The organism is Bariatricus massiliensis (genome assembly GCF_900086725.1).
Lineage (GTDB): Bacteria > Bacillota > Clostridia > Lachnospirales > Lachnospiraceae > Allocoprococcus > Allocoprococcus massiliensis.
In genome coordinates this window covers 1,267,201-1,280,594 of record NZ_LT574838.1, presented here as the reverse complement: position 1 = coordinate 1,280,594, position 13,394 = coordinate 1,267,201, and the positions used below count along the sequence as shown (strand labels likewise).

Below are 13,394 nucleotides of genomic sequence, written 5' to 3'. Positions count from 1 at the left end.
GGGCGGTGTTGCCCGGCACAGAGGAGTTTTCTGATACCGGGCAACACCGTTATTTTTGTTCTATTATTTTAGCAGGAACACCTACAACGGTTGCTTCGGACGGAACATCTCTGATTACGACTGCCCCAGCCCCTATCACTGCACTTCTGCCGATTTTTACATCGTCAATAATGGTGCTGCCAATTCCTAAGAAAGTTTTTGCATCTATTTTTGTATGACCGGCCATAGCAGCTTTTGGAGAGATATTTACAAAATCTTCTATCACACAATCATGTTCCACAATGGCGGCTGTATTGATAATACAATAAGCTTTTCATAATATACACTACCTAACTTGTTTCGTCTATTATAAACTTTGTTTCATAAATGTGCAAAGTGGGCGTTGACAGGCTAGCGTTTACTTGCTAAAATGTATGAAACGAAGCTAGTGAATGCTAGCTAAAGAAGAGAGGGATAACTTATGAAAGAATTCAATTTGGAGTTGTATTTAACTAATGGCGTTGAGAATATAGTAAGAGGAATTTTGCGGACATCCCTTCGTAATCCTGATGCCAGCCAGTTTGTTTTTCAGTATGCGAAGGCAAATAAAAAAGCGGCGGCATTGAGGGACGAAGCAGAGAAAGAGGGCAGACATATTCCACCTTTCCTGATTGCCAGTATTTCAAATCAGTGCAATCTTCACTGCCAAGGTTGTTATGCAAGAGCAAACAAGACCTGTCAGGACGGGGACGATAGGAATTCGCCGAAGCTTCTATCTGCTGCGCAGTGGGCGGATATTTTCAACCAAGCTGTAGAGCTGGGGATATCATTCATTCTTTTAGCAGGTGGGGAACCTTTTGTGAGGCAGGATATTCTTAAGGCCGCAGCCAAACAGAAGAAGATTATGTTTCCGGTATTTACCAACGGTACAATGATAAATGAGGAGTATTTAGAGCTTCTATTGCATGCCAGAAATTTAGTACCAATCCTCAGTATGGAAGGAAGTGAAGAGGTAACCGATAAGCGGCGGGGAAAGGGTGTCTTTCAAAGGCTTAGGGAAGCTATGGACAGTCTACATAAAAAGGGGATTCTGTTCGGTGTGTCTATCACTGTCCAAAAGGAGAATATAGATGAAGTTATGAGCGGGGAGTTCCTTCAATTTTTGAAAAACGAAGGATGTGGAGGCGTTATTTTTGTGGAGTATGTGCCTATGGGAAATGCGGATAGCGTGTCGGCGCTAGATGAAATAGACCGGGAACTGATGATGAGACGTCTTAAATGTCTCAGGGAAAGGGAGCAGGAGATGGTGTTCCTTGCTTTTCCAGGAGACGAGAAAACCTCAGGCGGCTGTTTGGCGGCGGGGAGAGGATTCTTCCATATTAATCCCTATGGTGGTGCAGAGCCATGTCCATTTTCACCTTATTCGGATACAAATCTGACAAATACACCGCTTAAGGAGGCCCTTGAATCTCCGTTGTTTTTAAGACTAAAACGTGAGGGTGTGCTTATGGCTGAACATGTTGGGGGATGTGTACTCCATGAGAGGGAAGCACAGGTAAAGGCCTTGTTGAGAGGAGGAAAGCAATGACAACAAAAGAGAGAATTATTGATGAAGCATTGACCTTATTTTCTATAAAAGGATTTAAGGGAACCAGTGTGAAGAATATAGCGGATGCCGTAGGCATTAAAGATAGTTCGCTGTACAAACATTTCAAAAGTAAACGGGAGATATTTCATACAATCGTTGTGGAAATGCGTACTAGAATGGCGCAAGTTGCGGAACACGCTGGTCTTCCGGAGGAGTCGCTGCTTGATGAAGCGGTCCAGTTTTATGGGAAGGTGACGTTAGAAACCTTGCAGGAATTGAGCAGAAAGATGTTTCTCTTTTATCTGCAGGACAGTTTCCTGTCTAGATTCTGGAGGCTTGCAACCATGGAACAATATCAGAATCCTGATATTTACGAGATATTCAGAAAGATTTTTATGGAAGAGAGTATTGCGTACCAGAAGACGCTTTTCGAGGCGATGATAGATGAAGGGATTTTTGTTAATGCAGACGCGGAAGTCATGGCAATGAATTTTTATGCTCCCATATTCTTTTTACTCAGTAAATACAACGGAAGAGAAGGCGGGGCAGAGGAGGCATTGCCAGTATTGAATAGGCAGGTTGCGGAGTTCCATCGTATATACCGGATAAAATAGAAGATTGTACTGTGAACAAATACATTTGTATACCCCATGGGCACAACATCTAAAAAAAGGATGAAATACCACTCAAATTCATATAAACTACACAAGAAACAATTGCTTTTCCCCACTAGACTGGAGTATAATGTGTGTATAGCGACGAACGCGGATAAGCAAAAAGAACCGTTGACTGCCAGCAGTCAAAAGGAGCTTTATGATTATCCATGTGAGTGCAACGGTCACTGAGCAAGTGAGCTTGCGAAGTGGGCGTTCGGAGCGGAAATAAGTAAAACGCTAAACATTTTAAGGAGGTTTTTATCATGAACATACCAGAAAGACTCGCGAAACTGCGTGCACTGATGGAAGAGAAGGGAATCGACGCATATGTAGTGCCGACTGCCGACTTCCACCAGAGTGAATATGTTGGGGAACATTTCAAAGCAAGAAAATTCATCACAGGATTTTCTGGAAGCGCAGGAACCGCAGTTATCACAAAGACAGAGGCTCGTCTCTGGACAGACGGAAGATACTTTATTCAGGCAGCGGCACAGCTGGAAGGAACTACCGTGGAACTGATGAAGATGGGAGAGCCGGGAGTTCCTACATTGGAAGCGTATCTGGAAGAAGCATTGCCGGAAGGCGGAGCGTTAGGATTTGACGGACGCGTAGTGGCAATGGGCGAAGGACAGGGATACGAAGCAATCGCTGCCGCAAAGAACGGCAAGGTTGTATACGATTATGATTTGATTGACGAAGTGTGGGAAGACCGTCCGGTTCTTTCCGAAGAACCTGCATTTGCACTGGAGCTTAAGTATACTGGAGAAGCAGTTGCAGATAAGCTGGGACGTATCCGTGAAGAGATGAAAAAATGCGGTGCTACCACACATGTACTTACAACATTGGATGACATTTGCTGGACACTGAATATCCGTGGAAACGATATTGAATTCTTCCCGCTCGTATTGTCCTATGCAATCATCAAGATGGATAAGGTAGACTTATACATCAACGAAGCGAAATTAAGCGATGAAATCAAAGCTGATTTTGCGAAAGACGGCATCGTTCTTCATCCATACAACGATATTTACGAAGATATCAAGAACGTATGCAAGGATGAAGTACTTCTCATCGATCCGGGCAAATTGAACTATGCTCTGTACAACAATATCCCGGAGGGTGTTGCGAAAGTTGAGCAGAGAAACCCGGCTGTTTTATTCAAAGCAATGAAGAATTCAGTTGAGATTGAAAATATCCGTAAGGCACAGATTAAAGACAGTGTTGCACATGTTAAGTTTATGAAGTGGCTGAAGGAGAATGTGGGAAAAGAGACAATTACAGAAATCAGCGCGTCTGAAAAGCTGGATGAGTTCCGTGCAGAGCAGGGCAACTTTATCCGCCCGAGCTTTGAGCCTATTTCTTCTTTTGGAGAACACGGAGCGATTGTACATTACACATCATCTCCTGAGACAGATGTAGAGTTAAAGGAAGGAAACCTCTTCCTGACAGACACAGGAGCCGGTTTCTACGAAGGCTCAACAGATGTCACAAGAACATACGCACTGGGTGAAGTTCCTCAGATTATGAAGGATCACTTTACACTGGTCGCTATCAGTAACCTGCAGCTCGCAAGTGCTAAATTCCTCTACGGAACAACAGGAATGACACTTGATATGCTGGCAAGAAAGCCGTTCTGGGACAGAAACTTAAACTTCAATCACGGAACAGGCCATGGTGTAGGATATCTTCTCAACATCCATGAAGGACCGACCGGATTCCGCTGGCAGTTCCGGGCAGGAGAGATTACTCCATTTGAAGAAGGTATGATTATCACAGACGAACCGGGAATTTACATTGAAGGCTCCCATGGTATCCGCCTCGAGAATGAGCTCCTTACACAAAAAGGAGAACTGAACGAATACGGACAGTTCATGTACTTCGAGCCAATTACATTTATCCCGATGGATTTGGATGCGATCAATCCGGAAATCATGACAGCAGAAGACAAGAAACTGCTCAATGACTACCATAAGACAGTATTTGAAAAAGTTTCACCATATCTGAACGAAGAAGAAACAGAATGGCTGAAAAAATATACTAGAGAAGTCTAACAATTCGGTGAATTGTAGAGGGGGACAGGTCCCAACGCGTTGGGACCTGTCCCCCTTGACTATTTCATCCACCGGCCGCTTGCCCCACAGGGGAGAACCAGCCCATTTGAGCTTACCGGAAGCCCGATTTCCTGAGAGTCAACGCTGCCGCCGAATTTTTTTAGTTCTGTGGCGAGCATATAGCTCAATACGGCGGGCGCCAGCCCGGTCGTATATGAATTAATCAGGAAAAACAGTGGGTCATCGGATAATATTTTTGTACACAGCTTGATCAAAGGATGAATTGCCTCTTCGATCTTCCAGATTTCTCCTTTGGGTCCGCGCCCGTAGGAGGGTGGGTCCATGATTATGGCATCGTAATGGTTGCCTCTGCGTATTTCTCGTTCTACGAATTTGACGCAGTCGTCTACGAGCCATCTGATGGGAGCGTCCTTAAGTCCTGAGGACGCGGCGTTTTCCTTTGCCCATGTCACCATGCCTTTCGAGGCGTCCACGTGGGTGACATTAGCGCCTGCTGCGGCTGCCGCCAGTGTGGCTCCCCCCGTGTAGGCGAAGAGATTCAGCACCTTGATCGGCCTGCCAGCTTGTTTGATTTTTTCCGAAAACCAGTCCCAGTTTGCGGCCTGTTCCGGGAAAAGCCCGGTATGCTTGAAATTGAAAGGCTTGAGATTGAAGGTAAGATTCTTGTAGTGTATCTGCCACTGTTCGGGCAGATCAAAAAATTCCCATTCCCCTCCGCCTTTCTGGCTACGGTGGTAGTGTGCGTTTCTATTTTTCCATCCCTTTTCCGTTTTCGGAGTATCCCATATAACCTGCGGGTCCGGCCTCACGAGAAGGTACTGCCCCCAGCGCTCCAATTTTTCGCCGTTGGAAGCGTCAATTACCTCATAATCTTTCCATCCATCTGCTATCCACATAATCTATAGTTTCCTTTCCATAAAGTCTTTCCTAAATACTTTTCATACATTGCATACTTAGTATAACGGACAAACGCCGGAAGGACAAGCAGAAAAGGGAAAAACAGCATAAGTGTTGATAAAGCATAGAAAACAAGATATGATGATGTCAGGGTCAAAAAGTTATACAATGCATGCTTGCATGCGATTGGATGACTTTGGGACCCGTAAAACATGAGAAAGTAGCCCGATTAGGGCGGATTTCGAATGTTTTTAGGATTTCGGGAGCACGAAGTGCGGAGAAATCCGTAGACATCAGGGTCAAAAGGTTATTAGATGATTAGAAGGTGGAGGGAAAAGCATGAATACATTTGATAAGACACACCCCAAATTTACTAGTACAGAGAAAAAGCAATTAATGATTTTTGCAGCCATCGCATATGGGGTTACTTTTATAATGGGGGTACTGTTGTGGTATGGCTATAAGAGAAATATAGATACCGGCATCATTCCGCTGGCTCAGATGTTCTATCCGGCGGCGGGAGTTATGGTGGCCTATTTATTGACAAGGAAGGGAGATAAATTGCTTCCCAAACGATTCTTTCTCTCGTACCTTATCATTACGGGTATTGTTATTTTAGCGGCTATATTGAGCATATTTCTTCCGTCGGACGGTTGGAAGACGGGATTGAATAGTATACTCATGCTCGGCAGCCTGCTCTCATGGTTAATGATTTTGCTGGAGGCGGGCAGGGAAAGCAGGCGGGCATACGGCCTTAATAAAAAGAACGGGAATACATCCGTGTTCTGCGTTGTACTATTCATCGTGCTCTACGTTCTGCGTCTGGCTCTGATTTATGCACTGCAGGGTGAGATACTGGATGTAAAAGATTCCTTTGGAGGAGTTTTTTCGTTCGCTAATATGCTTTCCTTGTTCGTGAATTTTTTTGTTGCTTTCCTTCCCTTTTTTGGAGAGGAATACGGATGGCGGTACTATCTGCAGCCATTACTGCAGAAACGGTTCGGCTTGGTGAAAGGGGTGCTTCTCTTAGGCCTGTTGTGGGGAGTGTGGCATTCTCCGCTCAATTTTTTCTACTACAGTACCCCTGAATATGGAGTGACTTCGCTGGCGGGCCAGATTATTACCTGCGTTACCCTCGGTATTTTCATGGCGTATACTTATATGAAAACAGAAAATATATGGGTGCCTGTCATCATTCATTACCTTAACAATAATATGGTGGCATTGGCAGAAAACTATACGGAGAACCAGAAGCAGATGCTGGGCTGGCAAGAGGTGGCCATGCTGCTGGTTGTAAACGGCATTATATTCGGCTGTTTTCTGGCAAGCAGCTATTTTCGAAAACAAAAAACAAAGGGTTAATAGTTACGAAATGGAAATTTTTGTTTACCTTCCACGAAAACAGTGATAGAATATTTCTATAAGTGAAGAAGCGCCCGGCGTATCCGGGCAAGGGGAAATTGACTTAAGAAAAAGACAGAAAGGTGGAAAAGAAAATGATAACAGTTAATGCGATGGGAGATGCATGCCCTACACCGGTGATTAAGACCAAGAAAGCAATGCAGGCTTTGACGGGACCGGAGGTCATAGAGGTTCTGGTGGACAACGAGATTGCCGTACAGAATGTTTCCAAGATGGCTGCGGCTTCCGGAGGAGAAGTAACTTCCGAGCAGACGGGTGAAAAAGCATACAAAGTAGTAATCTCTGTAAAGGGAGGCGTGACTACGGCAGAGGCGGAGGAAGAGGCGTGCGCATGCGCGCCGGCGGGCAATAATACCGTAGTTGTCATCGCTTCAGACCGCATGGGAGAAGGGAATGAGGAACTGGGCAAGGTATTGATAAAAGGCTTTATCTACGCTGTAAGCCAGCTTGATACACTGCCAAAAGCAATCCTGTTCTACAATGGCGGGGCCACGCTTACGACCGAGGGCTCCGATTCACTCAAAGACTTAAAAGAGATGGAAGCACAGGGGGTTGAGATTCTCACCTGTGGAACTTGCCTCGACTATTACCAGCTGAAGGACAAGCTGGCAGTAGGCGCTGTCACCAATATGTACAGTATCGTGGAGACGATGGCACAGGCAGACAAGATTATCCGTCCATAAAATAAATCAACAGGAGTAAGCGAGATGAGTACAAAGAAAGACATAAAGCTGACCCAAATGTCAAAGACTTCGGGGTGAGCGGCCAAAATAGGTCCTGAGACCCTTGCCCAGGTGCTGGGTAAGTTACCGAAGTTCGAGGATGACAACCTTCTGGTTGGAATCGAGACTTCCGATGATGCCGCAATCTATAAAGTGACCGACGATATCGCTATGATTCAGACAGTCGACTTCTTCACTCCAATTGTCGATGACCCCTATATGTTTGGTCAGATAGCGGCGGCCAATTCCCTGAGCGATGTGTACGCCATGGGAGGAGAGCCTAAGATTGCACTTAATATTGTCGGATTTCCCAACTGTCTGGATCCTTCTATACTGGGAGAGATTCTGGCGGGGGGCGCAGATAAAGTGAAAGAGGCGGGAGCAGTTCTTGTGGGCGGACATTCCGTGCAGGATGACGAGCCGAAATACGGGTTGTGCGTCTCCGGTTTTGTTCACCCGGATAAGATATTTAAGAATTATGGCTGTAAGCCGGGGGATGTACTGATTCTCACAAAACAGGTGGGAACCGGTATTGTAAATACGGCGGTGAAGGCCGAGATGGCCTCCGAGGCGGCGATAAAAGAAGCGACCACCGTGATGGCCTCGTTGAATAAAAAAGCAAAAGAAGTGGTGGACGATTTTGAAGTAAATGCCTGCACCGACATAACCGGTTTTGGACTTCTCGGACACTGCGTCGAAATGGCGGAGGCCAGCGAGGTGACCTTTGAGTTGAAGGTAAATGATATTGCCTATCTTGAGAAGGCTGCCGCCTACGCAAAGATGGGGCTGGTTCCTGCGGGGGCTTACAAGAACAGAGGCTACTCAGAAGACAAGGTAGACATGGGCGGCGTGGAGGAGCATTTTATAGACCTGCTCTACGACCCGCAGACTTCGGGCGGACTGCTGTTGTCCGTGCCTGCACAGTGCGCACCGGCGGTCATGGAAGCATTTGAAAAGAAAGAATTGGACACGAAAGTTTCGATAATTGGATATGTGTCCCCAAAGAGTGACAAATTAATCCGCCTGCATCCATAAGCAGGCGGATATACCTGTATGCGCTGATAGTACGGGAAAATGAAGAATTTTAAGAGGATGAAAATGAATAAGAATTTATTATACCGCAGCATTCCAAAGGTGGATATCCTTCTGGAAGAGGAAGCGGTTCAGGAAATGATTGAACATTATGGCAGGGATTCGGTGATGGAAGCCATCCGAGAGGAGCTCGGCCATCTGCGGGCATTTATCGGAACCTGTGAGGATGAGGAGAAAGCGAAGCAGCAGATTGCGCTTTTGGTGAGCCGCATAGAGCTGCGGGCGGCAAAGATGCACACGCCGAATATGAAGATGGTAATCAACGGAACGGGAACCATACTTCACACCAATCTTGGACGAGCGCCCATAAGTCAGGAACATATGAAGCGCCTGATGGGGCTGGTGAGCGGTTACTCTAATCTGGAATATAATCTGGAGGCGGGAAAGCGAGGAGAACGGTACTCTCATTTTGAAGAGCTGCTCTGTAAAATAACCGGGGCAGAGGCGGCCATGGCGGTAAACAACAACGCGGCGGCTGTCATGCTCATCTTAAGCTCCATGGCAAAAGGGGGCGAAGTCATTGTATCACGCGGGGAGCTGGTGGAAATTGGCGGCAAGTTCCGTATACCCGATGTGATGGAGCAAAGCGGCGCCTCCCTTGTTGAAGTGGGCACTACCAATAAGACGCACTATGCTGATTATGAAGAGGCTATCACGGAGGAGACAAAAGCACTTCTGAAGGTACACACAAGCAACTATCGGATTGTAGGGTTTACGGATACAGTCACGATAGACGATTTAGTGCCACTTGCCAAGGAGCATGAGATTCCTATTATCGAGGATTTAGGAAGCGGTGTGCTGATCGACTTGAGCAAATACGGAATTACTTATGAGCCGACGGTGCAGAATTCTATTGAAAAAGGTGCGGATGTTGTCTGCTTCAGCGGGGACAAACTGCTGGGCGGGCCGCAGGCGGGCATCATCATCGGAAAGAAAAAATATATTGACCAGATGAAGAAGAACCAGCTGACACGCGCGCTGAGAATTGATAAGTTTACGGCGGCGGCGCTGGAACTCGTACTGATGGAGTATCTGTCGGAGGAAAAGGCCATAGAAAATATTCCGGTACTGCGTATGATCACCGAGCCATTTGAAGAGGTAGAAAAGCGGGCGCGTTCTTTCCGGAGAATTTTGAAAAATGCAGGTATCGCTGCGGAAATCGGCTTGGAAGAATGCGAGTCCCAGATTGGAGGAGGCTCTCTTCCGTTGGAGCGGATTCGGAGTATGGCGGTCACACTGAAGCCGGAGAAAATCAGTGTGGCAGAGCTGGAGGAGCGGATGCGCCACCTGCCGGTTCCGATGATTCCGAGGACGGCCAACGACACCATCTATCTGGATGTGAGGACGGTGGAATCCAGATGGTTCCGCATGGCCGCAGATATGTTGAAGGAATTGGAAGTATGCGAAGAAACCTGCCTGATACAGCAAATATAAAAGGAAGATTTTAGCTTATGAAAAATATAATTATCGGAACAGCAGGTCATATAGACCATGGAAAAACAACGTTGATCAAGGCGCTGACAGGACGCAACACCGACCGCTGGGAAGAAGAGCAGAGACGGGGAATCACCATCGACCTCGGTTTTACCTATTTTGATTTGAAGAGCGGGGACAGGGTAGGAATCATCGATGTGCCGGGACATGAAAAGTTCATCAACAATATGGTGGCTGGTGTGGTAGGTATGGACCTCGTTATGCTGGTGGTCGCGGCGGATGAGGGAATCATGCCGCAGACAAGAGAGCATATGGACATCCTCGGAATACTGGGGATTGAAAAGAGTATCCTCGTCCTCAACAAGTGCGATTTGGTGGACGAAGAGTGGCTGGAGCTTGTGGAAGAAGAAGTGCAGGACGAGCTGAAGGGAACCTTTTTGGAAAACGCGCCGGTAGTCAAGGTGTCTGCCGCCACGGGGCAGGGGCTGGACGAACTGAAGGATACCATTGAACGGCTGACAAGGGATGAACTGGAAGAAAAGGACATCCAGACCATACCCCGTCTCCCCATTGACCGCGTGTTTACACTGTCCGGATTTGGGACAATCATTACCGGTACTTTGATTTCCGGCAAGATTACCAAGGAAGATGTACTGGAGATGTACCCTATCGGGAAAGAGTGCAAAATCCGCAGTATACAAGTGCACGGGCAGAGTCAGGACGTGTGTTATGCCGGACAGAGGGTGGCTATCAACCTGTCCAACGTAAAGAAAAAGGAAATCAAGCGAGGCTGTGTTCTGGCGCCGAAGAACAGTATGAAAAACACCGAGCTTCTGGATGTGAAGCTCAATGTGCTGGATTCATCCATGCGTATCGTGACCAACCACGAACGGCTTCATTTTTATACAGGTACAAGTGAGATTCTATGCCGTGCCGTGCTGCTCGACAAAGAAGAAATCGGGCCGGGAGAGAGCGGGCTTGTGCAGCTCAGGCTGGAAGAAGAGATTGCCCTAAAACGGGGGGACAAATTTGTCGTACGTTTCTATTCCCCGCTGGAAACCATCGGCGGAGGCGTGGTGCTGGAGCCGAATCCGAAGAGAAAGAAGCGGTTCGACGAGACTTCCATCGAGGAGCTGCAAAGAAAAGAGTCCGGCTCGCTGGCGGATGTCATGGAGCTGAATATCAAAGAGCATGGAGAGACCATGGTGACGCTCACAGAGCTTGCGAAAATCATGGCCCACTCGCCGGAAGAGCTGACAGAATATCTGGACGAGCTTAAGACGGCCGGAACTGTCTATGAATTCCCGATGAAGAAGGACGTGTATCTGTGGCATAGGGACAGCGAATTCGCGGTACGCCAGAAAATATTAGAGAAGCTGGGCGATTATCATAAGCTGCACCCATACCGCTATGGTATGAAGAAGGCGGAGATTCACAACACCTTTTTGAAGAAGGTGAAGCCCATTGTATTCGATGCTTATGTAGAGCGTATGGCGGAAGAGGGCGTTTACGGACGGCGGGAAGAATATCTTTATCTGCCGGAATTTACCGTGCCTAGAGATGAGCTTTTCTTGAAGACGGAGAAGCTGCTTACGGAGGCCTTTACCGGAGCGTCTTATGATTTCGTGAGATTCTCAGAAATTGAGCTGGGCAAGATTCCCAAGGAGACCGCAGAAGATGTGGTGCTTATGATGATTGACGAGGGCAGGGTCATACGGATTAACGAGGAGATGTTTACATTGGCGTCTCTTATGGAGCAGGCAAAAGAGAAAATTACCGGCCATTTGAAGACAGAGCCGGTCATCACCATCGCTCAGGTAAGGGATATGTTCTCTACCAGCAGAAAGAGCGCAAAGCCCATTCTGGAATACATGGATAGTATCAAAGTTACCAAAAAGACAGGAGCAGAGAGCGAAAGGGTATCTTACTTATGAATTTAAAACAACTGGAAGCATTTGTATATGTGGCAGACGGCGGAAGCTTTTCCAAGGCGGCCAGAGAATTGTATCTCACACAGCCCACCGTGAGTGCGCATATATCCTCTCTGGAGAAGGAACTGAATGTCAGGCTGTTTGTGAGAAACACAAAAGAAGTCAATCTGTCTGAGGACGGCAGACTGTTGTATGAATACGCAAAGCAGATGATTGAGTTGGAGGAAAAGATTGTAGACGTCTTTCTTGAGAACGGAAAGAAAGATGTGAAATGCATTACCATAGCGGCGTCCACCATTCCGGCGCAGTACATACTTCCTGAGATACTAGCCAGATTCAGCAGGCAGTATCCGGGGGAACAGTTTAAGATGCTGGAGGCGGACAGCCAGCAAGTGGTGGATAAGGTTGCGTCCCATATGGTGGAAATCGGGTTCACCGGTACGGTTCTCGACAAGAAACACTGCAAATACGTGCCTTTTTATCAGGATGAATTGGTTGTTCTCATGCCAAATACAGAGAGATACCAAAAGATTCTCTCGCAGGAGAATTCACTTTTGTGGATGACCGAGGAGCCGATCATCATGCGTGAAGAGGGTTCGGGTACAAGGAAAGAGGCAGAGAAGCTGCTGAAAAACTGCGGCCTCACTGTGGACGGATTGAACGTGGTGGCCAGCATGGAGAGCACCGAGGCGATTAAAAAGTCGGTGAAAACCGGCATTGGTATTACCGTGATATCCAAGCTTGCGGCATTGGAGGAAATCAAGGCGGGAAGCGTACTGGAATTCCCTATGCCGTCTGAAAATAAAAGCAGGAATCTCAATCTGGTATACAATAAAAATTTCCAACTTTCACCGTCTGCACAACGGTTTTTGAAATTAGTGCGGGATATGTACGGCGCCCCTGTGAGATAAAACGGAGGAGATGAGTATGAAAAATAAAAAGTGGATATATCTAGTGATAGCAGTGTGCGTGATTGTCTGTGCCGCGTTTGTTTTCCTTCGTCCAAAGGATAAGGACGAAAAAATGATAAAAGAATTTCTGAATACTGCGTTGACAAAATCCGAAGAAAACATCAAACTGAATGAGCTGCTTATGGAATCTGCGACCATTATAGGTGAGGGAGTGGATGAAAAAACACAAAAAGAATCTCTCGAAAAAGCAGAAAAGGCAGAGGCAGAATTTTCAAAGGTGTACGGAAAATATCTGGATGCCCATGGATTAGAAAATTTTGAACAAAAGATATTTTCTTATATTTCCGGCTTACATTCTGAATGTGAAACATGTGAGGTATTGGAAACTAATATAGAAAAGGACAATGATTATTACAAATTTCAGGTCATATTGGATGTTGACGGAAGTGAGCAAAAACTGGAAGGCAGGGCTGAGGTGGCAGACGGTAAGATTAATAAACTGGTCTTAACTACGTTCTAACAAAGGAGGGTGTCAAGCACACCCTCCTTTCTAATGCTGTCACTTATTGAGAAAATCTATAAATAAGATTTTCTATTGTTCTTTTCGATTAGACTCATTTTCTGGAAATGGTTATACTTAAATTACCATGAATTGACAAAACTATGTTTAACGATAAAGATAAGACAGAA

The 13,394-nt window shown here is 46.4% G+C and carries 12 protein-coding genes; 10 read left to right on the top strand and 2 right to left on the bottom strand.

Going from position 1 to position 13,394, the window contains the following annotated elements; genetic code table 11:
- Positions 1-49: 49 nt before the first annotated feature.
- On the bottom strand, positions 50-265 hold the full coding sequence (locus tag BN6465_RS17725; protein WP_066737687.1) for an LbetaH domain-containing protein: 216 nt from the start codon (positions 263-265) through the stop codon (positions 50-52).
- A gap of 195 nt (positions 266-460) precedes the next feature.
- On the opposite strand from BN6465_RS17725, the gene BN6465_RS17720 reads away from it, so the two are divergent.
- The 3 genes from BN6465_RS17720 to BN6465_RS17710 all read left to right on the top strand — a co-directional run bounded on the left by BN6465_RS17720 (position 461) and on the right by BN6465_RS17710 (position 4,274).
- The gene (locus tag BN6465_RS17720) at positions 461-1,567 is read left to right on the top strand and encodes a radical SAM protein (RefSeq protein WP_066737685.1); all 1,107 of its coding nucleotides are present in this window, start codon (positions 461-463) and stop codon (positions 1,565-1,567) included.
- Positions 1,564-2,181: a TetR/AcrR family transcriptional regulator gene (locus BN6465_RS17715; RefSeq protein ID WP_066737684.1), complete on the top strand. Its 618-nt coding sequence runs from the start codon at positions 1,564-1,566 to the stop codon at positions 2,179-2,181. Before BN6465_RS17720 ends, BN6465_RS17715 begins: the two co-directional genes overlap by 4 nt.
- 305 nt (positions 2,182-2,486) lie before the next feature.
- Positions 2,487-4,274, top strand: a complete 1,788-nt coding sequence (locus BN6465_RS17710) for an aminopeptidase P family protein (protein ID WP_066737682.1) — start codon at positions 2,487-2,489, stop codon at positions 4,272-4,274.
- Positions 4,275-4,333: 59 nt separating this feature from the next.
- On the opposite strand, the gene BN6465_RS17705 is transcribed toward BN6465_RS17710, so the two are convergent.
- Positions 4,334-5,191, bottom strand: a complete 858-nt coding sequence (locus BN6465_RS17705) for a class I SAM-dependent methyltransferase (protein WP_066737680.1) — start codon at positions 5,189-5,191, stop codon at positions 4,334-4,336.
- 340 nt (positions 5,192-5,531) lie between these two features.
- Between BN6465_RS17705 and BN6465_RS17700 the strand changes: the two genes are divergently transcribed.
- The 7 genes from BN6465_RS17700 to BN6465_RS17670 all read left to right on the top strand — a co-directional run bounded on the left by BN6465_RS17700 (position 5,532) and on the right by BN6465_RS17670 (position 13,224).
- Positions 5,532-6,554 (top strand): CPBP family intramembrane glutamic endopeptidase, encoded by a 1,023-nt coding sequence (locus BN6465_RS17700; RefSeq protein WP_066737678.1) that lies wholly within the window; start codon positions 5,532-5,534, stop codon positions 6,552-6,554.
- Between the two features lie 134 nt (positions 6,555-6,688).
- A complete protein-coding gene (gene yedF / locus BN6465_RS17695) occupies positions 6,689-7,297 on the top strand; it encodes a sulfurtransferase-like selenium metabolism protein YedF (RefSeq protein WP_066737676.1) in 609 nt (202 codons plus the stop codon).
- Between the two features lie 24 nt (positions 7,298-7,321).
- Entirely contained in the window at positions 7,322-8,371 is a 1,050-nt protein-coding gene (selD, locus tag BN6465_RS17690) for a selenide, water dikinase SelD (protein ID WP_082891768.1), read from the top strand.
- A 63-nt stretch (positions 8,372-8,434) separates the two neighbouring features.
- Positions 8,435-9,862, top strand: coding sequence for an L-seryl-tRNA(Sec) selenium transferase (gene selA, locus BN6465_RS17685; RefSeq protein ID WP_066737674.1), 1,428 nt, complete (start codon positions 8,435-8,437; stop codon positions 9,860-9,862).
- A gap of 17 nt (positions 9,863-9,879) precedes the next feature.
- Positions 9,880-11,796 carry a selenocysteine-specific translation elongation factor gene (selB, locus tag BN6465_RS17680; RefSeq protein WP_066737672.1) on the top strand — a complete coding sequence of 639 codons (1,917 nt, stop codon included), beginning with the start codon at positions 9,880-9,882 and terminating at the stop codon, positions 11,794-11,796.
- Positions 11,793-12,704 (top strand): selenium metabolism-associated LysR family transcriptional regulator, encoded by a 912-nt coding sequence (locus BN6465_RS17675; protein ID WP_066737670.1) that lies wholly within the window; start codon positions 11,793-11,795, stop codon positions 12,702-12,704. Before selB ends, BN6465_RS17675 begins: the two co-directional genes overlap by 4 nt.
- Positions 12,705-12,720: 16 nt before the next feature.
- Complete coding sequence (locus BN6465_RS17670; protein ID WP_066737668.1) at positions 12,721-13,224, top strand: hypothetical protein; 504 nt, start codon at positions 12,721-12,723, stop codon at positions 13,222-13,224.
- The last annotated feature ends 170 nt before the right edge of the window (positions 13,225-13,394 follow it).

Coding starts and splice junctions, on each gene's coding strand:
- BN6465_RS17710 (WP_066737682.1), top strand. CDS start 2,487: ATGAACATACCAGAAAGACTCGCGAAACTGCGTGCACTGATGGAAGAG.
- selA (WP_066737674.1), top strand. CDS start 8,435: ATGAATAAGAATTTATTATACCGCAGCATTCCAAAGGTGGATATCCTT.
- BN6465_RS17670 (WP_066737668.1), top strand. CDS start 12,721: ATGAAAAATAAAAAGTGGATATATCTAGTGATAGCAGTGTGCGTGATT.
- BN6465_RS17700 (WP_066737678.1), top strand. CDS start 5,532: ATGAATACATTTGATAAGACACACCCCAAATTTACTAGTACAGAGAAA.
- BN6465_RS17720 (WP_066737685.1), top strand. CDS start 461: ATGAAAGAATTCAATTTGGAGTTGTATTTAACTAATGGCGTTGAGAAT.
- BN6465_RS17705 (WP_066737680.1), bottom strand. CDS start 5,191: ATGTGGATAGCAGATGGATGGAAAGATTATGAGGTAATTGACGCTTCC.
- BN6465_RS17715 (WP_066737684.1), top strand. CDS start 1,564: ATGACAACAAAAGAGAGAATTATTGATGAAGCATTGACCTTATTTTCT.
- BN6465_RS17675 (WP_066737670.1), top strand. CDS start 11,793: ATGAATTTAAAACAACTGGAAGCATTTGTATATGTGGCAGACGGCGGA.
- selB (WP_066737672.1), top strand. CDS start 9,880: ATGAAAAATATAATTATCGGAACAGCAGGTCATATAGACCATGGAAAA.
- yedF (WP_066737676.1), top strand. CDS start 6,689: ATGATAACAGTTAATGCGATGGGAGATGCATGCCCTACACCGGTGATT.